The organism is Pseudomonas sp. GM33 (genome assembly GCF_000282295.1).
Lineage (GTDB): Bacteria > Pseudomonadota > Gammaproteobacteria > Pseudomonadales > Pseudomonadaceae > Aquipseudomonas > Aquipseudomonas laurylsulfatiphila.
Genome location: NZ_AKJO01000140.1, coordinates 1 through 26699, shown reverse-complemented (window position 1 = coordinate 26699; position 26699 = coordinate 1). Strand labels below are relative to the sequence as shown.

25 protein-coding genes are annotated in these 26699 nt (G+C 61.9%); 21 read left to right on the top strand and 4 right to left on the bottom strand.

The window, feature by feature from the left end; genetic code table 11:
* Positions 1 to 166 precede the first annotated feature (166 nt).
* The 8 genes from PMI26_RS06265 to PMI26_RS06300 all read left to right on the top strand — a co-directional run bounded on the left by PMI26_RS06265 (position 167) and on the right by PMI26_RS06300 (position 6592).
* Positions 167 to 1639: a sensor histidine kinase gene (locus PMI26_RS06265; protein WP_007978119.1), complete on the top strand. Its 1473-nt coding sequence runs from the start codon at positions 167 to 169 to the stop codon at positions 1637 to 1639.
* 357 nt (positions 1640 to 1996) lie between these two features.
* Positions 1997 to 3145: an amine dehydrogenase large subunit gene (locus PMI26_RS06270; RefSeq protein ID WP_007978118.1), complete on the top strand. Its 1149-nt coding sequence runs from the start codon at positions 1997 to 1999 to the stop codon at positions 3143 to 3145.
* A gap of 11 nt (positions 3146 to 3156) precedes the next feature.
* The gene (locus tag PMI26_RS06275; protein WP_007978115.1) at positions 3157 to 3696 is read left to right on the top strand and encodes a MauE/DoxX family redox-associated membrane protein; all 540 of its coding nucleotides are present in this window, start codon (positions 3157 to 3159) and stop codon (positions 3694 to 3696) included.
* Positions 3697 to 3701: 5 nt separating this feature from the next.
* On the top strand, positions 3702 to 4322 hold the full coding sequence (mauD, locus tag PMI26_RS06280) for a methylamine dehydrogenase accessory protein MauD (protein WP_007978113.1): 621 nt from the start codon (positions 3702 to 3704) through the stop codon (positions 4320 to 4322).
* 18 nt (positions 4323 to 4340) lie between these two features.
* The gene (locus PMI26_RS06285) at positions 4341 to 4862 is read left to right on the top strand and encodes a methylamine dehydrogenase light chain (protein WP_007978110.1); all 522 of its coding nucleotides are present in this window, start codon (positions 4341 to 4343) and stop codon (positions 4860 to 4862) included.
* Between the two features lie 228 nt (positions 4863 to 5090).
* Positions 5091 to 5642: a hypothetical protein gene (locus PMI26_RS06290; RefSeq protein WP_007978107.1), complete on the top strand. Its 552-nt coding sequence runs from the start codon at positions 5091 to 5093 to the stop codon at positions 5640 to 5642.
* 51 nt (positions 5643 to 5693) lie between these two features.
* Complete coding sequence (locus tag PMI26_RS06295; RefSeq protein WP_007978105.1) at positions 5694 to 5906, top strand: DUF4287 domain-containing protein; 213 nt, start codon at positions 5694 to 5696, stop codon at positions 5904 to 5906.
* Positions 5907 to 5920: 14 nt separating this feature from the next.
* A complete protein-coding gene (locus tag PMI26_RS06300; protein WP_007978102.1) occupies positions 5921 to 6592 on the top strand; it encodes a class I SAM-dependent methyltransferase in 672 nt (223 codons plus the stop codon).
* 379 nt (positions 6593 to 6971) lie between these two features.
* Here PMI26_RS06300 and metE read toward each other — a convergent pair whose 3' ends face one another.
* Positions 6972 to 9260, bottom strand: coding sequence for a 5-methyltetrahydropteroyltriglutamate--homocysteine S-methyltransferase (metE, locus tag PMI26_RS06305; protein ID WP_007978100.1), 2289 nt, complete (start codon positions 9258 to 9260; stop codon positions 6972 to 6974).
* Between the two features lie 397 nt (positions 9261 to 9657).
* Here metE and PMI26_RS06310 point away from each other — a divergent pair, with 397 nt between their 5' ends.
* The 5 genes from PMI26_RS06310 to PMI26_RS06330 all read left to right on the top strand — a co-directional run bounded on the left by PMI26_RS06310 (position 9658) and on the right by PMI26_RS06330 (position 13837).
* Positions 9658 to 10641: a FecCD family ABC transporter permease gene (locus PMI26_RS06310; protein ID WP_162130294.1), complete on the top strand. Its 984-nt coding sequence runs from the start codon at positions 9658 to 9660 to the stop codon at positions 10639 to 10641.
* Positions 10641 to 11408 (top strand): heme ABC transporter ATP-binding protein, encoded by a 768-nt coding sequence (locus PMI26_RS06315; RefSeq protein WP_007978095.1) that lies wholly within the window; start codon positions 10641 to 10643, stop codon positions 11406 to 11408. The genes PMI26_RS06310 and PMI26_RS06315 overlap by 1 nt, the downstream gene beginning before the upstream one ends.
* A 54-nt stretch (positions 11409 to 11462) precedes the next feature.
* Positions 11463 to 12347, top strand: coding sequence for a ChaN family lipoprotein (locus PMI26_RS06320; RefSeq protein WP_007978093.1), 885 nt, complete (start codon positions 11463 to 11465; stop codon positions 12345 to 12347).
* Between the two features lie 372 nt (positions 12348 to 12719).
* Positions 12720 to 13325 (top strand): SCO family protein, encoded by a 606-nt coding sequence (locus PMI26_RS06325; protein ID WP_007978090.1) that lies wholly within the window; start codon positions 12720 to 12722, stop codon positions 13323 to 13325.
* A 2-nt stretch (positions 13326 to 13327) separates the two neighbouring features.
* A complete protein-coding gene (locus tag PMI26_RS06330; protein ID WP_007978088.1) occupies positions 13328 to 13837 on the top strand; it encodes a copper chaperone PCu(A)C in 510 nt (169 codons plus the stop codon).
* 262 nt (positions 13838 to 14099) lie between these two features.
* On the opposite strand, the gene PMI26_RS06335 is transcribed toward PMI26_RS06330, so the two are convergent.
* Both PMI26_RS06335 and PMI26_RS06340 read right to left on the bottom strand, forming a co-directional pair.
* Positions 14100 to 14516: an organic hydroperoxide resistance protein gene (locus tag PMI26_RS06335; protein ID WP_007978086.1), complete on the bottom strand. Its 417-nt coding sequence runs from the start codon at positions 14514 to 14516 to the stop codon at positions 14100 to 14102.
* 123 nt (positions 14517 to 14639) lie between these two features.
* Complete coding sequence (locus PMI26_RS06340; protein ID WP_007978083.1) at positions 14640 to 14969, bottom strand: hypothetical protein; 330 nt, start codon at positions 14967 to 14969, stop codon at positions 14640 to 14642.
* Between the two features lie 183 nt (positions 14970 to 15152).
* Between PMI26_RS06340 and potE the strand changes: the two genes are divergently transcribed.
* From potE to PMI26_RS06380, 8 genes are all read left to right on the top strand, one after another.
* Positions 15153 to 16562 (top strand): putrescine-ornithine antiporter, encoded by a 1410-nt coding sequence (gene potE / locus PMI26_RS06345; protein WP_007978081.1) that lies wholly within the window; start codon positions 15153 to 15155, stop codon positions 16560 to 16562.
* Entirely contained in the window at positions 16559 to 18844 is a 2286-nt protein-coding gene (locus tag PMI26_RS06350) for an Orn/Lys/Arg decarboxylase N-terminal domain-containing protein (RefSeq protein WP_007978079.1), read from the top strand. The genes potE and PMI26_RS06350 overlap by 4 nt, the downstream gene beginning before the upstream one ends.
* Before the next feature lie 185 nt (positions 18845 to 19029).
* On the top strand, positions 19030 to 19431 hold the full coding sequence (locus PMI26_RS06355) for a hypothetical protein (RefSeq protein WP_007978077.1): 402 nt from the start codon (positions 19030 to 19032) through the stop codon (positions 19429 to 19431).
* Positions 19431 to 19970, top strand: coding sequence for an HD domain-containing protein (locus tag PMI26_RS06360; RefSeq protein ID WP_007978075.1), 540 nt, complete (start codon positions 19431 to 19433; stop codon positions 19968 to 19970). The genes PMI26_RS06355 and PMI26_RS06360 overlap by 1 nt, the downstream gene beginning before the upstream one ends.
* 200 nt (positions 19971 to 20170) lie before the next feature.
* Positions 20171 to 20449 (top strand): DUF3303 domain-containing protein, encoded by a 279-nt coding sequence (locus PMI26_RS06365; protein WP_007978073.1) that lies wholly within the window; start codon positions 20171 to 20173, stop codon positions 20447 to 20449.
* A 218-nt stretch (positions 20450 to 20667) separates the two neighbouring features.
* Positions 20668 to 22281 (top strand): arylsulfatase, encoded by a 1614-nt coding sequence (locus tag PMI26_RS06370; RefSeq protein ID WP_007978071.1) that lies wholly within the window; start codon positions 20668 to 20670, stop codon positions 22279 to 22281.
* A 69-nt stretch (positions 22282 to 22350) separates the two neighbouring features.
* On the top strand, positions 22351 to 23619 hold the full coding sequence (locus PMI26_RS06375) for an OmpP1/FadL family transporter (RefSeq protein WP_007978069.1): 1269 nt from the start codon (positions 22351 to 22353) through the stop codon (positions 23617 to 23619).
* A gap of 50 nt (positions 23620 to 23669) precedes the next feature.
* Positions 23670 to 24344 (top strand): DUF3313 domain-containing protein, encoded by a 675-nt coding sequence (locus tag PMI26_RS06380; RefSeq protein WP_007978067.1) that lies wholly within the window; start codon positions 23670 to 23672, stop codon positions 24342 to 24344.
* Between the two features lie 148 nt (positions 24345 to 24492).
* Here PMI26_RS06380 and ligD read toward each other — a convergent pair whose 3' ends face one another.
* Positions 24493 to 26505 (bottom strand): DNA ligase D, encoded by a 2013-nt coding sequence (gene ligD / locus PMI26_RS06385; protein WP_007978066.1) that lies wholly within the window; start codon positions 26503 to 26505, stop codon positions 24493 to 24495.
* Positions 26506 to 26699: the final 194 nt, after the last annotated feature.

Here is a 26699-nt window from a genome sequence, read left to right as displayed (position 1 = left end):
CATTGGGGCCCAGTGTAAAAACCGCATCCGCCCTCAACTATTGGTGCGTGCAGCCTCCTCGCTAAAGAAAACCCCTAGGTCCACGCCGGTTACCTCTGAGCGCATCGCGCTGTGCGAGCAGGTATAAAACGCCATACTGCAAATCTCTGCCGCCAGGGGCCGTGCGATGTACCTGCCAAAACCGAACGACTTTTTTGCGCTGATCGAAGCCATGCCGCTGTGCATCATTCTTCATGACGCGCACACCAAGGAGATTCTCTGGGCCAACGCCGCTGCCCTGGCGGCGCTGGGCTTTACCCTGGAGGAGCTGACGCCGCTCAAGGCCCCGGACATGACCCGCGATGCGCCGAAGTACCGACGTTCGGTCGGCTTGCGCTGGCTCGAAGGCGCCGCGCGCACCGGGCAGCGCGCCATCGAGTGGTGTTATCGCTCCAAGCAAGGGGTGGAGATTCTGTCCGAGGCGGTGGCGACCCTGGTGCACCTGGACGGTCGCGATGTGCTGATGGTGCAGTTCCGCGACATCTCCAAAGAGGACAAGGTCAAGCGCGACCTCAAGCGTTTCGAAAGCCGGCTCAAGGCCTTTATGCAGGACCTGGCCGAAGGCGTGGCGGTGCTCGGCCCCGAGGGTGACATCCGTTTTATCAGCGACTCCGGCGCGCACTTGCTCAACAGTGAAGTGCACCAGCTGATGGGTGAGAACTTCCTGGCCTGGTGCGACGACGCATCCGGCCGGCGCCTGCTGCAACAACTTGCCGATGAAACGCCGGAGCACGCGCCGTTCAACGTGCATTACAAGGTGCAGCGCCGCGATGGCGAGTGGCGCTGGCATGACGCGACCTGCCGCTACATCGAGATCGAGGACGATCTGGTCGGCCATCTGCTGCTGTTCCGCGATGTCACCGAGCAGGTCCAGGCCGAGGAAGCGCGGCGGGTCAGCGAGCAGAAGCTCGAGTACCTGGCGCGCTACAACGCCATGGGCGAAATGGCCGTGGCCATCGCCCACGAACTGAGCCAACCCTTGGCCGCCACCCGCAACTTCATTGAAGGCACGATGATTCGCCTGGGCAACGCCGGCGAAACCGATCAGAACGTCGCTTGGGGTTTGCAAAACGCGGTACGGCAAATCGAGCATGCCTCGGTGATCATCAAGAGCGTGCGCGACTACGTGGTCAAGCTGGAGCAATCGGAAGAGCGGATCGACCTTAATGAACTGCTGCGCGAAACCCGCTACTTCATCAGCCTGCGCGCCGACCCGAGCCGGGTGCGCGTGGAAATCATCGCCTCGCCCGAACCGCTGATGGTGAGTTGCGAGAAGGTGCTGATCGGCCAGGTGATCCTCAACCTGGCCTTCAACGCCATCGAAGAAATGGCCGACCTGCCGGCCGAACGGCGCGTGTTGCGGATCCAGGCCAGCCGCGACAACGAGGTGGCGCTGGTGCGCATCGAAGACTGCGGCCGTGGCATCCAGGCCCAGGCGCAGGAGAAGCTGTTCGACGGCTTTTTCTCCTCCAAGGTCAGCGGCAACGGCATTGGCCTGGCGCTGTGCAAGAACATCATCGGCCGCCACCGGGGCGATATCTGGGCGCAAAACCTGGCGCCGTGCGGCGCTGTTTTCAGCTTTTCCCTTCCACTCGCCTGAAATACAAAAAACCTGTGGCCTTACACAAACCCTGTGGCGAGGGGGCTTGCCCCCGTTCGGTTGCGAAGCAGCCGCAAAACCTGCTGGCACGGTGTGACTGGAAAATGCTGGGGCCGCTTCGCGACCCAACGGGGGCAAGCCCCCTCGCCACAAGTGCAGCGTCGCCCTCCCCCTCTCAGACCCTTCAACCCCCTGCTTTATCACCTTGTGCAGCCAGTTTCACGACACTGGCACAGACACACAAACACTTGGCAGGCAGGGCAATTCTCCTGATCGCGGGGCACGGCAGAATCAAAGGGTAAAAATCTGCCAAAGCACCCGCGATCCGCGTTACCAACAATTCAGGAAGTTCCCCTTATGCGAACAAACAGGATCTCCGTACAGTCAGCGCTTGGCCTGAGCCTGCTTGTACTCGGTTTGAACAGTGCCCGCGCGGACCTTCCCGCCGGTACGATTGGCCAGACCGTTCTGGCGTTTCCACCCGAAGCTCACCGCGCGTTTGTCATCGACGTCGAGTTCGACAGTTTCGTCGCCGGCCGCGTGACCGTGGTCGACCCGGACCAGAAGCGCATCCTCGGCATGGTGCCGACCGGTTTTGCCGCGCCGTCGACCCTCAGCCATGACAAGAAGACCCTCTACAGTGCGGACATCTGGTATTCGCGCGGCACCCGCGGTACCCGTACCGACGTGCTGACCGCATGGGACAGTTCGACCCTGTCGCCGGCCTGGGAAGTGCTGATCCCGAACAAGCGCGCCGAATCGCTGACCCAGCGTTATGCGCTCAAGCCGAGTGGCGACGACAAGTTCGTCTATGTCTACAACTTCACCCCGTCGACCTCGGTCACTGTGGTCGATACCCAGGCCAAGGCCGTTGCCACGGAAATCGCCATCCCCGGTTGCGTGCTCAACTACCCGATCGGCAACCGTCGTTTCGCCTCGCTGTGCGGCGACGGCAGCCTGCAAGTGGTGACCCTCAACGATCAGGGCCAGGAAACCGCGCGCAGCCGCACACCGTTCTTTGATCCGAACGCGGAAAAACTGGTGGAGCGTGCGGTCAACGTCGGCGACACCTACTACTTCACCACCACGACCGGCACCGTGCGTCCGGTGGATTTCGCCGGTGACGCGCCGAAGATCCTGCCGTCCTGGTCGCTGGTTACCGACGAAGAAAAGAAGGCCGGTTGGGCACCGGGCGGCTGGCAGTTGATGGCCGTGGCACCGAAGCTGGACCGTCTGTATGTGCTGATGCACGACGCCCACGAAGCCATGAAGTGGGAAGACCCGAGCCCGCTGATCTGGGCGTTCGACCTCAAGACCCACAAGAAGGTAGCGACCCTGGAAGCCCCGGTTCCGGTGTGGAGCATGCAGGCCACCGGCGACGACAAGCCGCTGTTGCTCGGTGCCGATGTGGAAGGCGGTTTGCAGATTTTCGATCTGAAGACCAACAAGCTCACCGGCAGCATGCCGAAAGTCGCGAAGACCGCGACTCAGGTCCTGAGCTACTGAGAGGTTCGGCCATGCACACAGATCCGATCTTCATCATAGCCAGCGCCATCGCCATCGCGGTGTTGCTGGCCAGCGCCGCGACCCACAAGTTGCGCGCGCCGGCCCGCTTCACCCGGCAACTGGCGGACTACCAACTGCTGCCCCAGGCGCTGGTGCGCCCGACGGCACGGCTGGTGCCGCTGCTGGAACTGGCCATCGCCTTTGCCCTGCTGGTACCGGTCAGCCGTGGTTACGCCGCAATAAGCGCGGCCAGCCTGTTGGCGCTGTACGCCGCCGCCATCGGCATCAACCTGTGGCGCGGTCGCGCGGACATCGACTGCGGTTGCGCCGGCCCCGACCAGGCACAGCCGCTGCGCCCGGTCCTGCTGGCGCGCAACAGCGCACTGGTGCTGCTTGCGCTGGTGGCCAGCGTGGCGCCGGTGGCCCGCGACCTCAACCTGTTCGATGGCTTCGTGACCCTGGCCGCCGCCGCGGTCGCGTTGCTCATCTACGCCGCCGCCGATGGCTTGCTGGCGAATTCCCCTCTTCTGCTCAAATTGATTGGTAGGTAATCGAAATGGAAGGCTTGATTGTTTCCAACGTTCTGCTCTGGGTGCTGCTGGTGGCCGTGGCGTTTGTCGTCATGGGCCTGGTGCGGCAGATTGGCGTGCTGCACGGGCGTCTGGCCCCGGCCGGCGCGCTGATGGTCGACAAAGGCGTGGCGGTCAATGAACCCGCGCCGCAGATCACTGCCAGCGATCGTCACGGTCGCCCGGTGAACTTCGGTTATGCCGGTGAAAAATCGCAATTGCTGTTCTTCCTCTCGCCGACCTGCCCGATCTGCAAGTCGTTGCTGCCGGCGATCAAATCCATCGCCAGGGAGCAAGCGGGCAGTCTGGACGTGGTGTTCGTCAGCGATGGCGACATGGACGCCCAGCAAGCGCTGATCCGTGAACACAAACTCGAAGACGCCACCTACGTGGTCGGCCCGGAAGTGGGCATGACCTACCAGATCGGCAAGCTGCCGTATGCCGCACTGATCGACAAGGCCGGCACCCTGCGCGCCAAGGGCCTGGTCAACTCCCGCGAGCACCTGGACAGTCTGTTCGAAGTCGAGCACCTCAAGCACGCCACGCTGCAGCAGTACCTCAATGCCCAACCCCACACCCACGACCACAGCCACGGCCATAGCCACTGATAAGGCAGGGAGACGTTTATGAAACTGCTGGATCTGTTGTTCGAGCGCTCGACCCGCCGTGTGGCCGACACCACCTCGCGCCGTAAACTGCTGTCGCGCATGGGCTCGCTGATGGTGGCCGGTGCCGCCCTGCCCTTGCTGCTGCCGCTGGACCGTACCAGCAAGGCCCTGGCCGCGGAGCCGGCACAGGCTGGCGACCCGGGTGATCCGAACAGCTGCGACTACTGGCGCTACTGCTCCATCGACGGCTTTCTGTGCAGCTGCTGCGGCGGTTCGGTGACCTCCTGCCCGCCAGGCACCGAAGCTTCGCAAGTAACCTGGATCGGCACCTGCCGCAACCCGGCCGATGGCAAGGACTACATCATTTCCTACAACGACTGCTGCGGTAAGCAAAGCTGCGCCCAGTGCGCCTGTACCCGCAACGACAGTGAAGAACCGGCTTACCGTCCGTTCAACAACAACGATGTGAACTGGTGCCTGGCCGCCAAATCGCACATCTATCACTGCACCGTTTCGGTGATCCGCGGCGTCGCCGTCTAAACGCGCACTTTCCGCCGGTTGCTCGGGCAATCGGCGGTTTTTTTCTGTGGCTGCTTTTCTCTTTTTTACGGCTTTGTGTGTGTGTGTACCTGTAGGAGCGAGCCTGCTCGCGAAGATCGTCAACGATAACGCGGGCTATCTGGTTCAACGCGGTGCCCTTGAGTTCTTCGCGAGCAGGCTCGCTCCTACATAAATGTGCCAAACCGGTCATCAGCGGAGGTTTGTTTTATGCGTAGGTTGATATTGCTCGGACTCGTCTGCGCCCTGAGCGCCCCGCTCGCGTTCGCCCGGGCTATTCCCGACCCGGCGCAGGGCCATGCGCCGGGCAACGAAGAGGTGCAAAAACCGATTGCCCAGGTCGGCTACGGCGTCGGCGTCAACTATCAGCTGCAATGTGCCGGTTGCCACCTGGGCGACGGCACGGGCTCCGCCGCCAACGACACGCCACGGATGAAAGGTTTTGTCGGCAACTTCCTGAAGGTACCGGGCGGCCGCGAATTCCTCGTGCGGGTGCCGGGCATGTCGCAGTCGGCGCTGAACAACGCGCAACTGGCGGACTTGCTCAACTGGCTGATGCGTAAAGACGGCATGGCGGGCGAAAGCCTGCCGGCGGACTATCAGCCCTACACCGCCGAAGAAGTCGCGGCGCTGCGTGCCCAGACCATGCTCAACCTGCCCGGCACCCGCAGCGAGTTGATCAAAGCCATGCGCGCCCAGGGCATCGCCATCGATGACGGGATGACCGCTGGAACGATGGACTCACCGACGGCAAGTCAGTAACGTAACCGGTGCTGCTTTCGAACCCACAAAAGCGAAAAGGGAGTTTGCATCGTGACCGAAGAGACAAAACCCAAAGGACCGGCTTCGTACTTCCCGTCAATCGAGAAGAAGTATGGGCAGCCGATCAGCCATTGGCTGGACCTGCTTAAAACCCTCAGCGACAAGAAGCACATGGAACTGGTGGCCTGGCTCAAGACCGAACACGGCATGGGTCATGGCCACGCCAACGCGCTGGTTGCCTATCATTTGGCAACGGCCACCTAGCGCCGGACAACGCCATGCCCGCCCCCGAATCCACCCTCCTCGACAGCTGGCACCACAATGCCCGGGCCTGGATCGACGCCATCCGCACGGGCACCATCGAAAGCCGTCTGAAGGTCACCGACCAGGCCATCCTGCTGGCGGTGCTGGGGCGCCAGCCCGAGCGGGTGCTCGACCTGGGCTGCGGCGAAGGCTGGCTGTTGCGTGCGCTGACGGACCGGGCCATCGAGGCGGTCGGGGTGGATGGCGATGCGACGCTGGTGGACGCGGCGCGGGCGGCGGGCGCTGCACCGGTGCATCTGGCGAGCTATGAACAGCTGGCAGAGGCAGCCGTCGACATCGGCCGCGACTACAACCTGATCTGCGCCAACTTCGCCCTGCTGCATCAGGACATCATCCCCCTGCTCGGCGCCATGAACAGCCTGCTCGCCCCTGGCGGCGCGCTGCTGATCCAGACGCTGCACCCGTGGGCCGCTGCGGCGGGCGACTATCAGGATGGCTGGCGGGAAGAGACCTTTGCCGGGTTCAAGGGCCAGTGGCAGCCCATGCCGTGGTACTTCCGCACCCTGTCCAGCTGGCTCAACGCGCTGGACATGGCGGGTTTTGTACTGGCCGGCTTGCAGGAACCGCAGCACCCGCAAAGCCCTGTGCCGCAGTCGTTGCTGCTGGTGGCCGAGCGGCGGCTGTAGGAGCGAAGAGGCCGACACATTCGATATCGATGTCGCCTGACACTCCGTCATCGCGAGCAAGCTCGCTCCCACAGGTTCAGCGGTTGAGCGCAAAATCTGCGAACTACCCAAATCATTGTGGGAGCGGCGGTGCGGCGATCCGACTTGCCCGCAAAGAGGCCCGCACATTCGACATCGATGTCGCCTGACACGCCACCTTCGCGAGCAAGCCCGCTCCCACAGGTTCAGGGCTGTACGCACAATCTGCGAACTAACCAGGTCACTGTGGGAGCGAGCCTGCTCGCGATAGCGATCTGGCAGTCACTACACTGGTGTCTGTCATGCCGCTTTCGCGAGCAGGCTCGCTCCCACTGGGTTCAGTGGTGCATCCAGCAAAGCGTCAGGCCCATTCTTTACGCAACTGACGCGCAGCGTTGACCATGTGCACCAGCGCCGCTTCGGTTTCCGGCCAGCCGCGGGTTTTCAGGCCGCAGTCCGGGTTGACCCACAGGCGTTCGGCGGGAATGCGCCTGGCAGCCTTGCGCAGCAGGTTGGCCATTTCCGAGGCGTCCGGCACCCGTGGCGAGTGGATGTCGTATACGCCGGGGCCGATGTCGTTCGGGTAGGCGAAGGCTTCGAACGCGTCCAGCAACTCCATGTCCGAGCGCGAGGTTTCGATGGTGATCACATCGGCATCCATGGCGGCGATGGACTCGATCACATCGTTGAACTCGCTGTAGCACATGTGGGTGTGGATCTGGGTTTCGTCCCGCACACCCGAGGCGCACAGGCGGAACGCTTCGGTCGCCCAGTCCAGGTAGTGCTGCCACTGCGCCTGGCGCAACGGCAAGCCTTCGCGGAACGCCGCTTCGTCGATCTGCACGATCCTGATCCCGGCGGCTTCCAGGTCCACCACTTCGTCGCGAATGGCCAGGGCCAGTTGACGGGCCTGTACCTCACGGGTCACGTCTTCGCGCGGGAACGACCACATCAGCATGGTCACGGGACCAGTCAGCATGCCCTTCATCACTTTGTCGGTGAGGCCTTGAGCGTAGCGGATCCACTCCACGGTCATGGCTTTCGGGCGGCTCAGGTCGCCGAAGATCACCGCCGGTTTCACGCAGCGCGAACCGTAGCTCTGCACCCAGCCAAAACGCGTGAACGCATAGCCGTCGAGTTGCTCGGCGAAGTATTCGACCATGTCATTGCGCTCGGCTTCACCGTGCACCAGCACATCCAGGCCCAGGCATTCCTGCACTTGCACGGCGTGGCGAATCTCGCTGTGCATCGCTTCGGTGTATTCGGCCTCGGTCAGCTTGCCTTGCTTGAACGACTGGCGCGCCAGACGGATCGACGCGGTTTGCGGGAACGAACCAATGGTGGTGGTCGGGAACAGTGGCAGGTTCAGGCCGGCGCGTTGCCTGGCGATGCGCTGGGCAAACGGCGATTGACGCTGGCTGTCCCCGGCGGTGATCGCGGCCACACGGGCCTGGACAGCTGGCTTGTGAATGCGTGGCGATGCAGCACGGGCCGCCTGAACGGCGCGGCTTTGACTCAGCGCTTCGAGAACGTTCGGCGCCTCGGGCTCGTTGACCGCCTGAGCCAGCAGCGCGACCTCTTCACACTTCTGCACGGCAAACGCCAGCCAGCTTTTCAGCTCGGTATCGAGCTTGTCTTCGCGGCCCAGATCAACCGGGCTGTGCAGCAGCGAGCAGGACGGCGCGACCCACAAGCGATCGCCCAGGCGTTCGTGAGCATGCTGCAGGGTGGCCAGGGCGTTTTCCAGGTCGCAGCGCCAGACGTTACGGCCGTTGACCACACCCAGCGACAGCACTTTATAGGCCGGCAGACGGTCGAGAATGGTCGGGTACTGTTCAGGCGCACGCACCAGATCGATGTGCAGACCATCCACCGGAAGGTTGGCGGCCAGGCCCAGGTTCTCTTCCAGGCCACCGAAGTAAGTGGCGACCAGCTTCTTCAGCGGGTCGCGCTGGATCAGGTTGTAGGCGCGTTCGAAGGCGTTTTTCCAGTCCTGAGGCAGGTCGAGCACCAGGATCGGCTCGTCGATTTGCACCCACTCGACGCCTTGTGCCGCGAGGCGCTGGAAGATCTGGCCGTACAGCGGCAGCAGGCGTTCGAGCAGTTCGAGCTTGTCGAACCCGGCGCCCTTGGCCTTGCCCAGCCACAGGTAGGTCAACGGGCCGATGATGACGGGCTTGACGTTATGCCCCAGTGCGCGGGCTTCTTCGACTTCTTCGAACAGTTGATCCCAGCCAAACTGGAACTGCTGGTCGGCGCTGAACTCCGGGACCAGGTAGTGATAGTTGGTGTCGAACCACTTGGTCATTTCCTGGGCGTGGGCACCGCCGCAGCAGCTGTCGCTGACACCGCGCGCCATGCCGAACAGGGTCTGCAGGCTGGCCTTGCCATCGTGCGGGCGGAAACGCTCAGGGATCACACCGAACATCAACGAGTGGGTCAGGACCTGGTCGTACCAGGCGAAATCGCCGACTGGCAGCAGTTCGATGCCGGCCTTTTTCTGCAAGTCCCAGTGGGTCTTGCGCAGGTCACGGCCAACAGCTCGCAGGCCGGCTTCATCGAGCTCGCCCTTCCAGAACGCCTCTTGGGCCTTTTTCAGTTCACGGTCGCGACCAATGCGCGGAAATCCAAGGGAATGGGCCACAGCCATGTCAAATAACTCCAATGCGTTCAATGGAGCCATTGTCGACAGTGCCAGCGAGTGAGACAAACTCATTTTAATCGTGATGATCACAAGTTCTTCTCATGATCCGTAGTCCTGCGCAACCGGCGCTGAATGGACACCTGGTTCAACGCGCTCGCCCCAATATCCAACCTGCACCGTGGCGTGTGCGTAAGCCGGGCGTCGATGGCATCATCACCCGCTACGAAGTTTTTCGATGTCCGCCCTCTCTGATCGACCAAGGAATAGTTCCGATGCGTATCAAAACAAGGCTGGCCTGTGCCACGGTGGTCTACCCGGACGCCACAGCGCAGAGCGCCTGGATCAACCCATGACGGCCATTTTCCGGCCGCGTCCGACCTTGATCGGTTTGCTGCTGTTGCTGGTGCTGGTGTTCTGGCTGTCCCTGGCCCTCGGGCCGGTGAGCCTGCCGCTGGGCGATACCTTGCTGGCCGGGATGCGCCTGCTGGGGTTGCCGCTTGACGGCGGGGACACGCAGCAGGCGGAGCTGATCCTCGGTCAGATCCGTCTGCCGCGAAGCCTGCTCGGCATCGCCGTGGGCTCGGTACTGGCGTTGTCCGGCGTGGCGATGCAGGGGTTATTCCGCAACCCCTTGGCGGACCCGGGCCTGGTCGGCGTCTCCGGCGGTGCCGCGCTGGGCGCCGCCCTCGCCATCGTCGGCGGCAGCCTGCTGGGTGGCGTGCCGCCAGCGGTAGAACCTTACCTGCTGTCGGTCAGCGCCTTCGCCGGTGGCTTAATCGTCACGGCGGTGGTGTATCGCTTCGGCCGTCGCAACGGGCAAACCGACGTTGCCACCCTGCTGTTGGCGGGTGTGGCGATGACGGCCATGGCGGGTGCCGGCGTGGGTCTGTTCACCTACCTGGCCGATGACGCGACCCTGCGCACCCTGACGTTCTGGAACCTGGGCAGCCTCAACGGCGCCAGCTATCCGCGCCTGTGGCCGTTGCTGATCGTCACTGTGGGCGTGGCGCTGTGGTTGCCACTTCGTGCGGCGGCACTCAATGCCATGCTGCTGGGCGAGTCGGAGGCCCGTCACCTGGGCTTCGACATCGAGCGCATCAAGCTTGAGCTGGTGTTGTGCACGGCGCTCGGCGTCGGCGCAGCCGTCGCGGCGGCCGGCCTGATCGGCTTCATCGGCCTGGTGGTGCCGCACCTGATGCGCCTGCTGGTCGGCCCGGATCACCGGGTGTTGCTGCCCGCGTCGTTGCTCGCCGGTGCCAGCCTGCTGTTGCTGGCCGATCTGGCCGCGCGCCTGCTTTTGGCGCCAGCCGAATTGCCGATCGGCATCGTAACCGCACTGATCGGCGCGCCATTCTTTCTTTATTTGCTGGTTCGAGGGCGTTCCTGATGCTGCGGGCAAACAACTTGCTGGTACGTCGTGGCAACCGCACGGTACTGGCGAACATCGATATCCAATTGCGCCCCGGCGAAGTGCTCGGCGTGCTGGGACCTAACGGCGCCGGCAAAAGCACTCTGCTCGCCGCCTTGTGCGGCGAACTGCCAACCAGCGAAGGCAGGGTCAGCCTCGACGAGCGTCCACTCGCCGACTGGCCGGGCCAGGAGCGGGCCAGGCGCCTGGCCGTGCTGCCGCAAAGTTCGAGCCTGAACTTTGCGTTCTCGGTCAATGAAGTCGTGGCCATGGGGCGCCTGCCTCACGCCAGCGGCCGTGTGCGCGATGGCGAAATCGTCGCCGAGGCGCTTTCAGCGGCCGATGCGCTTCATCTTGCCGGGCGCAGTTACCTGGCGCTGTCCGGCGGTGAACGCCAGCGCGTGCATCTGGCGCGGGTACTCGCTCAACTCTGGCCGGGGGCCGAAGGGCAAACCCTGCTGCTCGATGAACCGACGTCGATGCTCGATCCGCTGCACCAGCACACCATTTTGCAAGCCGTGCGCGACTTCGCCGAGCGCGGTGCAGCGGTGCTGGTGATTCTGCACGACCTCAATCTGGCGGCGCGCTACTGCGATCAACTGCTGTTGTTGCAACAGGGCCTGCCCCACGCCTACGGTCCACCGGCACAGGTGCTGACCGCCGAGGCGCTGGCGGCAGTGTATGGCCTGGAGGTGCTGATTCACCAACACCCGGAACGCGGCCACCCGTTGATCATCGCACGCTGATACCGCCCCCCTCCTTCGTTGATTGAGGGGCTTCTGTCTATTCAAGGAAAACCGATGCGCTTTCTGTTGCTGTGTGCGTTCAGCCTTTTGGCTGCCTGCCAAACCCACTCTGTAACGCCGCCCCCGGCGCCGATTGCCCCACAAGGGCGCGACCACGCCGACCTCGGCGTCATCCGTGAACTGGCCAGCGGTCGCACGCTGACACCGCAGGAACTGGTCGATCGTTTGGCCGCCGCGCCTCGGGTTCTGGTCGGCGAGCAGCACGACAACCCGGACCACCACGCCCTGCAGTTGTGGTTGCTGCGCGAGCTGGCGGCACAGCGTGCCCAGGGCAGCCTGCTGATGGAGATGCTCAACCCCGATCAACAGGCCAAAGTCGATGCCGCACAAGCCGCGACCCGCGCTGGCCAGCCGCCGGCCGATGCGTTCAAGGCGCTGGCCTGGCAGGCCAATTGGGACTGGAGCGTCTACGGTGCCCTCGTCACCTACGCGCTGCGCCAACCCTATCCGCTGCTGGCGGCGAATCTGGACCGCGCGCAGATCATGCAGATCTACCGACAGCGCCCTGTGTTGAATGGCGAAGCGTCCACCACCCGACAGGTGCAGGCGACCTTGCTGGACGACATCCGCCAATCCCATTGCGGTCTGCTGCCCGAATCACAAATGCCGGCCATGCTCGCCGTGCAGCAACAACGCGACCGGCGCATGGCCGAGCGCCTGATGGCCGCGCCGACGCCGGCGTTGCTGCTGGCCGGGGCTTTTCATGTACGCAAGGATCTCGGGGTGCCGCTGCACTTGAAAGACCTCGGTGCCGGTGAAGGCAATGCCGTGCTGATCCTCGCCGAAGCGGGCAAGACCGTGACCGCCGAGAGCGCGGATTACGTGTGGTACACGGCCGCACAGCCGGAACAGGATCATTGCGCGAAGTTGCGTCGTTAATTGTGGCGAGGGGGCTTGCTGTGGCGAGGGGAGCTTGCCTGTGGCGAGGGGGCTTGCCCCCGTTGGACTACGAAGTAGTCCCAAACCCGCATAATGCGGTATGTCAGGTAAACCGCATGCAACTGTATTGCGACCGCTTCGCGGTCGAACGGGGGCAAGCCCCCTCGCCACAAGCAAGCTCCCTCGCCACAAGAGCACTATTGCCCTCTGCCGAACATGCTGCGGCGCGACACTATGTCACGCCTCTGCGCCGGTCCAATGGTCGTATCCACCCCGCCGCTACCGGCACAGTTTGTTAAGATCCCCACGTTTTTTCGTCTGTACAGTCACCACGCTGTCAGTTTCAGCCTGTTCAACAGGATGCTTTTTTCCATGAGTACTTTGTATACCCGCCGAACTGTCCTGCAAGGCATGGGCCTGTTGAGCCTGGGCCTGCTCGCCGGTTGCGACGACAGCAGCAAGCTGTCGTTCAAGTACGGCAAAGACCTCAGCGACAAGATCATGGGGCGTAACTTCAAGCTCACGAACACCGAGGGCGAAACCAGGATGCTGGGCAGCTATCGCGGCCTGATGCCGATGGTGTTCTTCGGTTTCACCCAGTGCCCGGCCGTGTGCCCCACCACGCTGGCCCGCGCCGCCCAGGCCAAAAAGCTGATGGGCCGCGATGGCGAAAGGTTACAGGTGATCTTCATCACCCTGGACCCGGAGCGCGACACGCCAGAGCTGCTCGACAAATACGTCAAGGCTTTCGACCCGAGTTTCGAAGCGCTGTACGGCACCCTGGAACAAACCGCCGCCACCGCCAAGGAATTCGGCGTGTTCTTTGAAAAAGTCCCGAGCGGCGATACCTATACCCTCTCCCATACCGCGACCAGTTATGTCTTCGACTCCCGGGGCAATCTGCGCCTGGGGCTGTCCGCGTCCCTGACGGCCAAAGAGTGCGCAGAGGACCTGCTCACCGTGATGGAGGTTTGCTGATTATGAACGCCCCGCAGGCTAAAAACCGTTTCGCACAACGCTGCAAGCAACTGGCACTGGGCCTGTCCCTGGTCGGCCTGGCCTTCCAGGTGTCGGCACAAACCCGGGTCGACGACGCCTGGGTCCGCGCCACCGTAGCCGGCCAGCCGTCGAGCGGCGCCTTCATGACCGTCACCGCGAGCAGCGACAGCAAACTGTTGAGCGTGCAAACGCCGGTGGCAGCTCTGGTGCAGATTCATGCAATGAGCATGAAAGACGACGTGATGAAAATGCAGCAGGTGGACGCCGTGGCACTGCCGGCCGGTAAAGCGGTGAGCCTCGATCCCAATGGCTACCACATCATGCTCATGAACCTGACGGGCCAGATCAAGGAAGGCGACAAGGTGCCGCTGACCCTGACCGTCGAAGACGCCAAGGGCGAGAAAGAGTCGATCCAGGTTGAAGCCGTTGCCAAGGCGATTGGCACCATGGATCACGGCAACATGGCGCATGATCACAGCAAGATGAATTGATTTTCCCGTAGCGCCGCAACGTCAAAAAGATCGCACATTGCGGGTCAGGTAAAACACAGTACCTGTGGGAGCGAGCTTGCTCGCGATTTACGGCGGGTCAGTCAACATTGATGTTGAATGGTACGCCGCCATCGCGAGCAAGCTCGCTCTCACAGGAGTTGCCCAAAAAACATCCCGTGGAAATCCACCGTCACCGACAATTTCAATGCCCTCGGCTCACCCTGGGTCAGGTCATTGTTGGCGGCGAGCTTTTCACGTCAACTCAAACGAGCTTGAGCGCGACGTTGATGTTGTTGCGCGTGGCTTTCGAATACGGGCAGTACTGGTGCCCGGTGTCGACGATTTTCTGTGCGGTTTCACGGTCCAGCCCCGGCAGGCTGACATTGAGCCGCGCCTGGAGCAGGTAGCCGCCTTCATTAGTGCCCAGGTCGACTTCCGCATTGACCGCCACATCCTTGGGCAACGCCACTTTCATTTCCCGGGCTGCCACTTGCATGGCGCCGATAAAGCAGGCTGACCACCCGGCAGCGAATAATTGCTCGGGGTTGGTACCGCCGCCGCCCGCACCTGGCGACGAAAGCTTCACATCGAGGATGCCGTCGGAACTGCGGGAGGCGCCGTCACGCCCGCCGGTGGTGTGAGTCTGGGCGGTGTACAACACTTTATCGATCTGGTTCATGTTGACCTCCTGATTGAGTTGTAGAAAACCGGTTTAACACCCCATCCGGTCGCCGGGATGGTCAATCAATATAGACGTCACCGGCCCGTGCCGCAGTCGATCCGACCAGCGCCCGCTTCTTCTTTATTTACGCGCCAACTTGTACCTGACACAGTCCTCATAAAAGCTTTGCCGCACAGCCGTCGGTTTCAATCGCGACGAACTGTCATAAGTTTGCTCTGTAATACCAAGAGCCATCATGCGCATCCATGTTTTTGAGAACTTGTAGGCCTGGATTTTCTGCCGTGCGGCGTACAGGGAAACCCCTGAGAGCTTGAGCTCCTGTGCCCTTGCAGCAGTGCCCGCGCCCCAACTGCACATGTATTGATCCTGGGTGGCCAGTTCTTTGGCTTGCGTCGAGTTGCTGATACCCGCAACAACTAGCGGAATTAACGCGATCCATACCTTGCGCATCTTGACCTATCTAACTAGTTGAAAATGAACTAATTTTGCGGGGGATTTTTTAACTTGGGGGCCAGCATCGTGCCTTTTTTGCAAATGAGTGCAAAAAAAGAGATGGCTAAAGCCATTTCTTGCGAGTTTTCAATCCTTTGCTATAGCTAAGACTCTCAATCGCCAACTAAGTGAGGCAACGGAATGTCAGTCGCAAAAAAAATGAGTGTAGGGCAACTGACAATGTTGACCGCAGTCAACATGTTGGGCTCAGGCATTGTGCTACTACCGACGAAACTAGCGGAAGTCGGTGCAATTTCGATTCTTTCCTGGCTGGTGACGGCCACCGGCTCCCTGGCTCTGGCCTACGCCTTTGCGCGATGCGGGATGCTCAGCCGCAAGACCGGCGGCATGGGCGGCTATGCCGAATACACGTTCGGTAAAGCCGGTAACTACATCACCAACTACACCTACGGCCTCTCACTGTTGATTGCCAACGTGGCGATCAGTATTACCGCGGTTGGCTATATACAGACGTTGTTCGGAATAAAACTTGATTCACTGCAGGTAGGTCTCGCGACCATTGCCTTGTTGTGGATCACGACCTTCGCCAACTTTGGCGGCGCGCGCATTACCGGCCGGATCGGCGCGATCACGGTCTGGGGTGTGATTGCACCGGTGGTGCTGGTGTCCACGGTGGGCTGGTTCTATTTCGACAGCAGCGTCTACGCCGCTGGCTGGAACCCTCATGACAAAGGCTGGTTCGAAGCGGCAGGCGCCTCGGTGGCGATCACCCTGTGGGCCTTCCTTGGCCTGGAATCGGCTTGCGCCAACACCGACGCGGTGGAAAACCCCGAGCGCAACGTACCGATTGCAGTGCTGGGCGGCACCCTGGGTGCGGCGGTGATCTACATCGTCTCCACCAACGTCATCTTCGGTATCGTCGGCAACGAAGAACTGGTCGCGTCCACCGCGCCGTTCGGCCTGGTGTTCGCCAAGATGTTCACCCCGATGATCGGTGACATCGTGATGGCGGCCATGGTGCTTGCCTGCATCGGTTCGTTGCTGGGTTGGCAGTTCACCATTGCACAGGTGTACAAAAGCTCGGCCGACACCGGTTACTTCCTGTCGATCTTCGCCAAGGCCAACAAGGCAGGTACGCCGATTGTCGGCATGCTGGTGCTGCTCGCCGCACAGACCGCACTGGCCCTGCTCACCATCAGTCCCGACCTGAGCAAGCAGTTCGACACCCTGGTCAACCTCGCGGTAGTGACCAACCTGGTGCCGTACATCCTGTCCATGGCCGCGCTGATGACCATGCAGAAAGTCTCCAACGTGCCGGAAGGCAAGGCGCTGGCCACCAACGTCATTGCGCTGATCGCGGCGGCCTACAGCTACCTGGCGCTGTACAGCTCCGGTGAGCAGGCCCTGATGCTCGGTGGTGTCGCCACCATCTTCGGCTACACCCTGTTCGGCTTCGTCAACAACCGCCTGATCCGCCTCGAAGCACTCAACAACAGCGTACCGACGCAAACCGTCAGCGCGCAGCACCTCACTGCCGCGCCAGTGCCGGTGAACAATCTGAATAAAGCCACTCTGGAGACTCAAGCATGACGGACTATAAACATTCGCTGGGCATGCTGGCGCTACTGGTCAGCAGTCCGCCGGACAAACGAACCGTGTTTGGCCGCGCCCTGGATCATCTGGTCCACGATGTAGAGGGACGGGGCGTCAGTGTTCTGGCCTCGGAAAGCCTCTCGGATGCCGCATCGATCCTGCGTTCGGACCCTGCCGTTCAGTGCGTGCTCATCCGCTGGGAAATGGACACCAGCGAAGGCCACGCCGACTGCATCAAACTGCTGGTCAAACTGCGTGAGCGCAACACCCGCGTGCCGGTGTTCCTGATCAGTGACCGTACCACCGCGTCGAGCATTCCGTTGCTGGTCATGCAACACGCCGACGACTTCATCTGGCTGCCCGAAGACACCACCGGTTTCCTCAGCGGGCGCATCCTGGCCGCCATCGAACGCTATCGTCAGGCGGCCCTGCCACCGATGTTCGGCGCGCTGGTGAAATTTGCCCGCACCTATGAATACTCCTGGCACACCCCGGGTCATGCCGGCGGCACCGCGTTTCTCAAGAGCACTGCCGGGCGCGCCTTCTACGAGTTCTTCGGTGAAAACCTGCTGCGTTCCGACCTGTCGATCTCGGTCGGCGAACTGGGCTCCCTGCTCGATCACAGCGGCCCCATCGGCCAGGGCGAACGTTATGCCGCCAAGGTTTTCGGTGCACACCGCACGTACTACGTGACCAACGGTTCGTCGATGTCCAACCGCGTCATTCTCATGGCCAGCGTCACGCGCAACCAGATCGCCCTGTGCGACCGCAATTGCCACAAGTCCGCCGAGCATGCGATGACCCTGTCCGGGGCGATTCCGACCTACCTGGTGCCGACCCGCAACCGCTACGGCATCATCGGCCCGATCCTGCCGCAGACCCTGAGCGCCGAAGGCGTGAAAGCCGCCATCGCCAACAACCCGCTGGTCAAGAAAGGCATCGACCCGACGCCGGTGCACGCGATTGTCACCAACTCGACCTACGACGGCCTGACCTACAACGTCACCCGCGTCGAAGAGTTGCTGGGCGAAAGCGTCGACCGCCTGCACTTCGACGAAGCCTGGTACGGTTATGCGCGCTTCAACCCGCTGTACAGCGGACGCCATGCCATGCACGGCAATCCGGCCGACCACGACAAGTCCAAGCCGACCGTGTTCGCCACCCAGTCGACCCACAAGTTGCTCGCCGCGCTGTCCCAGGCCTCGATGATCCACGTGCGCGACGGCCGTAACCCGATTGAACATGCGCGCTTCAACGAGTCGTACATGATGCACGCCTCGACCTCGCCGAACTACGCGATCATGGCGTCCTGCGACGTCAGCTCGGCGATGATGGAAGCGCCGAGCGGACAGATCCTCACCAGCGAGTCGATCGAAGAAGCCATCAGCTTCCGCCAGGTTCTCTCGCGCATGCACAACGAGATGCTGAGCAAGGACGATTGGTTCTTCACCTGCTGGCAGCCGCCGACCGTACAGGTAGGCGCCGCGACCGTGCCGTTCCATGAGGTCGATCCGGTTACGCTGAAAACCGACCCGAACTGCTGGGTCCTGCACCCGAACGCGGTATGGCACGGTTTCGGCGACATCGAAGACGGCTATTGCATGCTCGACCCGATCAAGGTGTCGGTACTTGCCCCGGGCATGGGCGACGACGGCAACCTGCTCGCCTCCGGTATCCCGGCCTGTGTGATCACGGCGTACCTGGGCCGCCAGGGTATCGTGGTCGAGAAAACCACGGATTTCACCATCCTGTTCCTGTTCTCCATCGGTATCACCAAAGGCAAGTGGGGCACGCTGCTCAACGCCCTGCTCGACTTCAAGCGCGACTACGACGACAACGCCGAACTGGAGCTGTGCCTGCCCGACCTGTACAACGCCAACCAGCGACGCTATGCCGGCATGGGCCTCAAGGATCTGGCCGACGAAATCTTTGCCGCCATGAAGAAACACAAGACCACCGCCAACATGTCCCAGGCCTTCGGCACCTTGCCAAAAGCCGAGTTCAGCCCGGTGGAGGCCTACGAGAAACTGGTGCGCAACGACATCGAACTGGTCACCCTCGAGCAAGCCGCCGGGCGTCTTGCCGCCACCGGTATCGTGCCGTACCCGCCAGGTATCCCGTTGCTCATGCCAGGCGAGAACGCAGGCCCCGCGGACGGTCCGCTGCTGGCGTATCTCAAGGCACTGGAAGCCTTCGACAAATCCTTCCCCGGCTTCACCCATGACACCCACGGGATCGAAGTCGAAGACGGTGTTTATCGGATGCTGGTACTGAAATAAGTCCAGCAGGCTCACCGCACCCCCCTGTGGGAGCGGGCTTGCTCGCGAAGGCGTAGTGTCAGTCGACGCAATTGTCGAATGACAGGACGCTTTCGCGAGCAAGCCCGCTCCCACATTTTTTAGATCGTCTTCACGCCAAAATCCCTATGGGCAAACCCAATCACCGCGCTCTATGATTGATCCCCATGACCACCACCGCTCCAATTCGCTCACCCTGCCCGCCCGGCGCCTGCGACTGCGGGCGTGACCCGCTGCTGGAAACACCAGGGGCGGACCTGCGCATTCTGTTTTTGACCCGCAACGAAGAAAAACGCCTGATCGAACGCCTGGAGAATCTGCAGAGCCTGAGCGATCTGGAGCACCTGCAACGGCGTATGCTCGAACAGTTGGGCATCCGCGTGGACATCGCCCCCGGCGTCAATGAGGTGCGCACCATGCGCGGCATCGGTATCCAGATCGGCGAACTGCCGGGGCTGTGCCGCAAGACCCGCGCCAACATCCCGGCCGCCATTCGCCGAGCCATGGAAAAGCGCCCGGAAATTGCCTACGAGCTGCTCAATGCCAACGACCTGTTGCGTGACGCCTAATGAAGCCCATTCTCGAATTCCCCCTCACCGACGAGATTCTCACCTCGTTCGCCCTGGCCATCGGCGCCGACCTGCAGGGCTACCGCAACCACATTTACCGGGTGCTGAATTTCCATGCGGCCCTCAGCGGTACCGAAGGTTTGCCCCCGGATGCCGTACAGATCGCAGCGGCGTTTCATGACCTGGGTATCTGGACCGATGACACCCTTGACTACCTGCCGCCGTCCATTGCACTGGCCACTGAATATCTCGACAGCCGACATCGCCCGCAACTCAAAGATGAAGTCAGTGCGTTGATACTCGAGCACCACAAGCTGCGCCGGTATCGCGGCGCTTGTGCCGACAGCGTCGAACCCTTCCGCCAGGCCGATCTGGTGGATGTGTCCCTGGGCCTGGTACGCTTCGGCCTGCCTCGAAGCTTCATCAAGACCGTGCAATCGACCTTTCCCGATCACGGTTTTCACTCGATGCTGATGAAGCTTTCCGCCCGCCAATTACTCCGCTCGCCCCTACGGCCGCTGCCCATGTTTCGCTGGTGAAACAGGCGTCTGTTACCCCTCGAAAATGCACCGAAACAGGATCAGTGGTCGTACGTGAGTCGCGGGGCACTGCTATGCCTTCCTTGGGAGATTTCGCTGCAAGCCAGCCAGGACGGAACTGCAAACCCAAGCGTGGCCACGGCCCGGCACCAGCCAGGTACGCGCAATGACAGGTGCCGATGCGCAACAGGAGGTGGCCGATGTTATTCATCGTCAGTTGGACAATCAGCCCGGACAACCGTGATGCCGCAATCGCACGTTTCCTCAAGACCGGTGGCGCGCCGCCCGCAGGCGTTACCATGCACGGACGCTGGCACGCCGTAGGGAGTTCGGCCGGCTTCGGCATTGCCGAGGCGAGCGATCTGGTGCCGATTCAAAAATGGGTGCTGGAATGGAACGACCTGATGAGCATGGACGTGCACGCCGCATTGACCGATGAGCAAATCGCCCCATTGCTGGTCGCCACCGCCGCCCGGTAATGACGATGGAGGCGGCGAGTATCGCTCGCCGCCCGATTCGACCCGCGCATTGACCGCTACGCCATTGAAGTGCAAAGCGCCTGAAACACTCACTTTCTGACTATCCAAAACTGGATATTTCGCCATTCAAACCTACGCTCTTCGCGGGGGGGTTACGAATTTGAATGGCGTCTGGGGGCGCGTCTCTCTGTACTCACGCAAGTACGCAGGAGCTCGACATGAACCGGACAACCTTATCCTCGATGTTTGCAGTACCGCTGTTGCTGTCTGCAATGGCGATTCCCGGCCTGACCCTGGCCGCCGACAAAGCCCCCAACATCCTGGTGATCATGGGTGACGATATCGGCTGGTCGAACATCGGCGTCTACAACCAGGGCATGATGGCTGGCAGAACACCCAACCTCGACCAACTCGCCGCTGAAGGCATGCGCTTCACCGACTATTACGCCGAGGCCAGTTGCACGGCCGGACGCGCCAACTTCATCACCGGCGAACTGCCGATTCGCACCGGCATGACCACCGTCGGCCAGGCCGGCTCGCCCGTGGGTATTCCCGCCGAAGCCGTGACCATCGCGACCGCGCTCAAGGCCATGGGGTATGCCACCGGCCAGTTCGGCAAGAATCACTTGGGTGACTTGAACGAGTTCCTGCCCACCGTGCACGGCTTCGACGAATTCTTCGGCTACCTCTATCACCTCGACGCCATGGAAGACCCGGCGCACCCCAACTATCCGCAAGAACTGCTCGCCACCGTTGGCCCGCGCAATATGGTCCACAGCTGGGCCACCACCACCGATGACACGACCGTCATGCCGCGCTGGGGCAAGGTCGGCAAGCAGAAAATCGAAGATGCCGGCACGCTCTATCCGGAGCGGATGAAAACCGTCGACGACGAGATTCGCGACAAGGCCTTCTCGTTCATCGACAAGGCCAAGCAGGACAACAAACCGTTCTTCGTCTGGCTCAACCCGACCCGCATGCACATCGTCACGCACCTGTCCGACAAGTACGAAGCCATGCGCAATGCGCAAAATGGCTGGTCGGAACAGGAAGCCGGCATGGCGCAGCTTGATGACATCGTCGGCGAAGTCATGGCGAAGCTGAAAAAAGACGGCATGGACGACAACACCATCGTCATTTTCACCACCGACAATGGTGCGGAAAACTTCACCTGGCCGGACGGCGGCACCACCCCGTTCGCCATGGGCAAAGGCACGGTGATGGAAGGTGGCTTCCGCGTGCCGGCGATCATTCGCTGGCCGGGCAAGGTGCCGGCCAACCAGGTCGCCAACGGCATCATGTCCGGCATGGACTGGTTCCCGACCCTGGTCGCAGCGGCGGGCAACCCGAACATCACAACGGAACTGCTCAAGGGCAAACAATTGGGTGATACCACCTACAAAGTTCACCTGGACGGCTATGATCAAACACCAATGATCACCGGAAAAGGTCCGTCGAACCGGCATGAAATCTTCTACTTTGGAGAGAGCACCCTGGGTGCGATCCGCATCGATGACTTCAAGTACCGCTTCATCGATCAGCCCGGGGGCTGGCTGGGCGCCAAGGTCACGCTGGACATGCCGATCCTGACTAACCTGCGTCTCGATCCGTTCGAACGTGCCGGATGGCCGGAGAATATGGCAGCCAATGGTTCGCTGGAGTATTTCGAGTGGTTCAAATTCCAGTTCTGGCGCTATGTGTTTGTGCAGCAACAAGTGGTCAAACTGGCCGAAACAGCCGTGGAGTTTCCGCCAATGCAGAAAGGCGCGAGCTTCAATCTTGAAGCGGTCAAGGCCAAGATCGAAGCGGCCCGGGCAGCCATGGCCAAGTAAACAGCCGAAACCATGGGTGGCCGGTACAGGCCACCCACATTCAAAATGGACATTTGCTGAGGTAGTTACATGCGCACAAGCACACTGGCCCTACCCGCCTGTACGCTACTCGCCCTGTGCTGCCAGCAGGCCTGGGCCGGCGGCATCATGCTTTACGAAATCGGCACTGATAACGCTGGCCTGGCCAACGCCGGTGCCGCAGCCCGGGCCCAAGGCCCCTCGACCATCGCCAGCAACCCGGCGGGCATGAGCTACCTGCCAGGCACGCAAATCACCGCCGGCTTGCAGGTGCTGTACGGCGATTTGAGCTTCGACCGCGACGCCGGCACCAACACCCCGGGCAGCGGCAGTGGCAACGCCCTCGACCCGATTCCCGGCGGCAGCTTCTTCATCAGCCATGAACTGGACGAACACTGGAGCGTCGGTTTCGGCCAGTACGGCGACTTCGGGTTGGCGGTCAACTACGACAACGATTGGTCCGGTCGTTACTTCGCACAGAACTCCAGCCTGCTCGGCCTGTCGCTGGTACCAAGCGTGGCTTATCGCTTCAACGAGCAGTGGTCGGTCGGCCTCGGCGTCAAGGCCATGTACGGCATGTTGCAGGCGCAGACCGCGATTGACCGCTCCCCCTTCGGTTTCACCGACCGCACCGACGGCCAGTACAAATACAAGGACGGCACCTGGGGCTATGGCGCCAACGTGGGCGTGATCTATGCACCGCAAGCCGGCACGCGCATTGGCCTGACCTACACCAGCCAGGTCGATCTGGACTTCGAGGACCGGCTGGATGTGAAAGGCGATGGCCGACTGCTTGAACGCGTCAACAACACCAACACCGAACTCGATGTGAAGGTGCCGCAAACCGTCACCCTGAGCCTGTTCCAGCAACTGGACCGGCAATGGGCCTTGCTGGCCTCGGTCAACTGGCAGGACTGGTCGGAATTCGGTGACATCGGCGTACAGGTCGACACCACCGCAGTCGGTGCGCAATCGACAACAGTCGACGCCGGCTTCAAGGACACCTGGCACCTGTCCCTGGGTGCGCAATACCAGGCCACCGAGCAATGGCTGTGGAACGTCGGTGTGGCGTACGACAGCAGTGCCGTGTCGGACGGTAACCGCAGCGTGATCGTGCCGATGAACGAATCCTGGCGCATTGCCACAGGAGCCACCTATGCTCTGAACAAGGACACCGATATCAACGTCAGCTGGGCCATGGTTTGGCTCGGCGACATGCCGGTTGACCAGACCAAGTCCGTATCCGGCAATCAGATTTCCGGTGAGTTCGACAATGCCTGGATTCAAGCCCTGAGCGGGAACATGACCTGGCGATTTTGATGTCTTGTAAACGAAACAACGACGATTTTATCCAAGGAGTAGACACCACTATGAATCTGTCCCGAAAACTGCTGGTCGGCGCTGCGCTGGCAAGTCTGTTGCTAGGCGGTTGCACCTCGAAAGTGACTGAGAAGGAACAGTACTCAGGCTTCCTGTCCAACTACAACAACCTGCAGGAAGTCGAAACGCCGAGCGGCGGCACCGCGATGCGCTGGGTCAGCCCTTCGTGGAACCCGAACGCCTATGACACCGTGGTGTTCAACAAGCTGGAGCTGTACCCGGCGCCCAAACCCGATGAGCGGGTCAACCAGCAGACGCTGACCGACATTCAGAACTACATGACCAACAAGGCCAAGGCCACGCTGGGTCAGCGGTACCGTGTGGTGTCGAACTCCTCAGCGGCTCCGGCGGGTTCCCGGCCCCTGATCATGCGCGCGGCGATTACCGGGGTGAACGCCGAGAACGAAGGCATGAAGTGGTATGAAGTGGTCCCCATTGCGGCCGTCGTCGGGGCCACCCAGGCAGCCACCGGTCACCGTGACCAGGACACCACCTTGTTCATCGAAGCCGAGTTCATCGACGCGAAGAGCAATCAGACCGTGGCCAAAGTGGTGCGCAAGGTGTTTGGCACTACCCTGGAAAATGAAAGCCAGAAGATTACCGCCAAGGACTTCAAGGCGGCGATCGACAAACTGGGTACCGACTTCCAGGCGTTCCTCAAGTAACACCCCACCCTTGTGGCGAGCGAGCTTGCTCGCGCCGGGCTGCGTAGCGGCCCCAGGACTGTCGGTTACGACATGTTTTGCGACTGCTGCGCAGTCGAGCGGGAGCAAGCTCCCTCGCCACATGAGGGGGCCTTCCTGATCCTTGCGGTCACTTCTTCATCCCCACCCGCCGGCGCATTTCGGCAGTGATCGCCTGCCGGGTCTTGCGCATGTCCGCCCAGGGTTCATCACCGACTTCAGCCAGGCGTTCAAGCGCATTGTGCAGGTTCCACTGATTGCCGCCCTTGAGTTCGGCAACCTCTTGGCGAAAGATCGGCATCGACACCGGCAGGCCCTCACGGGTACGGACGGCGTAGGCGCAGATGGTGGTCGCGCCCAGGCCGTTGCGCAGGTAATCGATGAAGATCCGTCCCACCCGATTCTTCGGTCCCGACACCGCCGAAAAACGCTCGGGCAACAGCCTGGCCATGTGGCTGACAATGGCATGGCTGAAGTCCTTGACCTCATCCCAGCCGAGCTTGCGGGTCAGCGGTACCACCACATGGATGCCCTTGCCGCCGCTGGTTTTCAGAAACGCCTTGAGCCCCAGCTCATCCAGCACCGACAGCGTCAACTCAGTGGCCTCGATCATGCGTTTCCATGGCAGCGCCGGGTCCGGGTCAAGGTCGAGGACAAAACGGTCCGGCTTGTCGAAGTTGGCCGACGTGGCGTTCCAGGTATGCAACTCCACGGTACTCATCTGCACCGCGCCGATCAGCGCCTCGGCATTGTTGATCAGCATCATCGGCTGACCGGTGAGCTGCTTGTCCAGCGTGACGATGCCGGGGATCGCCAGGTGCTCGGCATTTTTCTGGAAAAACAGCTCGCCGGCGATACCGTCCGGTGCACGCACCAGTGCCACCGGGCGATCCTTGAGCTCGGGCAGGATCCACTCGGCGACACTCGCGTAGTACTGCGCCAGTTGCAGTTTGGTGGTGCCGCTGCCGGGGTCGATCACCCGGTCCGGGTGAGTGATGCGCACCTGCCCCGCTTCCAGGCCGATTTGCGAGGGTGCGGGGTCGGGCTTCTTTTGCCTGGAAGCGGTTTTTTTCGCAGTGGAGGTTTTCACGGTTTTCGCGCGCTCCTCGGTGATGTCGTGTGCCGGTTTGTCATTGCGCAGGCCATGGAACACGGCATGGCGCACCGAGCCGTCCCGGGTCATTTCAGCGAAAGCCACTTCTGCCAGCAGCTTGGGTTTGAGCCAATGCACATCCCTGGCCTCGGCACCGCCGGGTGGATTGACCACCGACGGTTTTTTAACCTGCAACGGCTTGAGCTGCTCATGGAGGCTGCGCAGCGTCGCCTCGTTGAACCCGGTGCCGACTTTTCCGGCATAGCGCAACTCGCCACTGTCGCGGTCATGCAGCCCCAGCAGCAGCGCGCCGAAGGCATGGCGCGAGCCTTTCGGCTCGGTGAATCCGACGATGACGAACTCCTGCCGATGCCGGCATTTGAGCTTGATCCAGTCGCTGCTGCGCCGGGAAACATAGGGTGATCCAAGTCGCTTGCCGATCAAGCCTTCCATGCGCATCCGGCAGGCGCTGTCGAACAAGGCTTGCGGCTCCTCGCCAAACGACTCGGAGAAGCGCAGCAGCGGCTGGTCATTGGCCCTGAGCACAGTCGCCAGCGCGACCCGACGTTCTTCGACCGGCACTTCGCGCAAGTCCACGCCATTGAGGTACGGCAGGTCGAACAGGTAGTAGAGAATGCCGTCGCTGTGCTGCGCCTCGAAGGCGTTTTGCAGCGCTTGAAAGTCCGGCACACCCTGGTCGTCGGCCACCACCATTTCACCATCGAGCCACGCCGATTCCAGGCCCAGCGCGACCAGGGCCTGGGCCTGTCCTGGCAGTTTGTGGGTCCAGTCGTGGCCATTGCGGGTGATCAGCCTGACGTCACCGTGGTCGATGCGGGCCATGATCCGGTAGCCGTCGAACTTGATTTCGTAGCTCCACGCGCCGTCCGGGACCCTGTCCACCAGCGTCGCCAATTGCGGCTTGAGCAGGTCCGGCAACCTGGCTTTGCGGGCGCCGGTCAGTGGCGATGGTTTTTCCTTGCGTGAGCGCTGGGCGGCTGGCTCGCCAGTCGCCGAAAAATCGCGCCTGTCATCGAGGTTGCGGGGCATGGCTCACCTGCTTAGCGCCAGGACGTCGGATGCAAACGTCTCTTAACCAAGCAGAGCCGGCGAGCGGCGCAATAATTCAATCGGCGTTGAAAAGACCCGGACGGACGGGCTTGTGGCGCGGGGTGCGGCCGCGCTCCCACAAAGACTTTCAGCGCACACAGCCTCTGCGCTCGGCGCGGATCAACCTGTGGGAG

Bases quoted from the DNA above. Each gene is read 5' to 3' on its own strand.
- PMI26_RS06265 (WP_007978119.1), top strand. From the start codon at position 167: ATGTACCTGCCAAAACCGAACGACTTTTTTGCGCTGATCGAAGCCATG.
- PMI26_RS06270 (WP_007978118.1), top strand. From the start codon at position 1,997: ATGCGAACAAACAGGATCTCCGTACAGTCAGCGCTTGGCCTGAGCCTG.
- PMI26_RS06275 (WP_007978115.1), top strand. From the start codon at position 3,157: ATGCACACAGATCCGATCTTCATCATAGCCAGCGCCATCGCCATCGCG.
- mauD (WP_007978113.1), top strand. From the start codon at position 3,702: ATGGAAGGCTTGATTGTTTCCAACGTTCTGCTCTGGGTGCTGCTGGTG.
- PMI26_RS06285 (WP_007978110.1), top strand. From the start codon at position 4,341: ATGAAACTGCTGGATCTGTTGTTCGAGCGCTCGACCCGCCGTGTGGCC.
- PMI26_RS06290 (WP_007978107.1), top strand. From the start codon at position 5,091: ATGCGTAGGTTGATATTGCTCGGACTCGTCTGCGCCCTGAGCGCCCCG.
- PMI26_RS06300 (WP_007978102.1), top strand. From the start codon at position 5,921: ATGCCCGCCCCCGAATCCACCCTCCTCGACAGCTGGCACCACAATGCC.
- metE (WP_007978100.1), bottom strand. From the start codon at position 9,260: ATGGCTGTGGCCCATTCCCTTGGATTTCCGCGCATTGGTCGCGACCGT.
- PMI26_RS06315 (WP_007978095.1), top strand. From the start codon at position 10,641: ATGCTGCGGGCAAACAACTTGCTGGTACGTCGTGGCAACCGCACGGTA.
- PMI26_RS06320 (WP_007978093.1), top strand. From the start codon at position 11,463: ATGCGCTTTCTGTTGCTGTGTGCGTTCAGCCTTTTGGCTGCCTGCCAA.
- PMI26_RS06325 (WP_007978090.1), top strand. From the start codon at position 12,720: ATGAGTACTTTGTATACCCGCCGAACTGTCCTGCAAGGCATGGGCCTG.
- PMI26_RS06330 (WP_007978088.1), top strand. From the start codon at position 13,328: ATGAACGCCCCGCAGGCTAAAAACCGTTTCGCACAACGCTGCAAGCAA.
- PMI26_RS06335 (WP_007978086.1), bottom strand. From the start codon at position 14,516: ATGAACCAGATCGATAAAGTGTTGTACACCGCCCAGACTCACACCACC.
- PMI26_RS06340 (WP_007978083.1), bottom strand. From the start codon at position 14,969: ATGCGCAAGGTATGGATCGCGTTAATTCCGCTAGTTGTTGCGGGTATC.
- potE (WP_007978081.1), top strand. From the start codon at position 15,153: ATGTCAGTCGCAAAAAAAATGAGTGTAGGGCAACTGACAATGTTGACC.
- PMI26_RS06350 (WP_007978079.1), top strand. From the start codon at position 16,559: ATGACGGACTATAAACATTCGCTGGGCATGCTGGCGCTACTGGTCAGC.
- PMI26_RS06355 (WP_007978077.1), top strand. From the start codon at position 19,030: ATGACCACCACCGCTCCAATTCGCTCACCCTGCCCGCCCGGCGCCTGC.
- PMI26_RS06360 (WP_007978075.1), top strand. From the start codon at position 19,431: ATGAAGCCCATTCTCGAATTCCCCCTCACCGACGAGATTCTCACCTCG.
- PMI26_RS06365 (WP_007978073.1), top strand. From the start codon at position 20,171: ATGTTATTCATCGTCAGTTGGACAATCAGCCCGGACAACCGTGATGCC.
- PMI26_RS06370 (WP_007978071.1), top strand. From the start codon at position 20,668: ATGAACCGGACAACCTTATCCTCGATGTTTGCAGTACCGCTGTTGCTG.
- PMI26_RS06375 (WP_007978069.1), top strand. From the start codon at position 22,351: ATGCGCACAAGCACACTGGCCCTACCCGCCTGTACGCTACTCGCCCTG.
- PMI26_RS06380 (WP_007978067.1), top strand. From the start codon at position 23,670: ATGAATCTGTCCCGAAAACTGCTGGTCGGCGCTGCGCTGGCAAGTCTG.
- ligD (WP_007978066.1), bottom strand. From the start codon at position 26,505: ATGCCCCGCAACCTCGATGACAGGCGCGATTTTTCGGCGACTGGCGAG.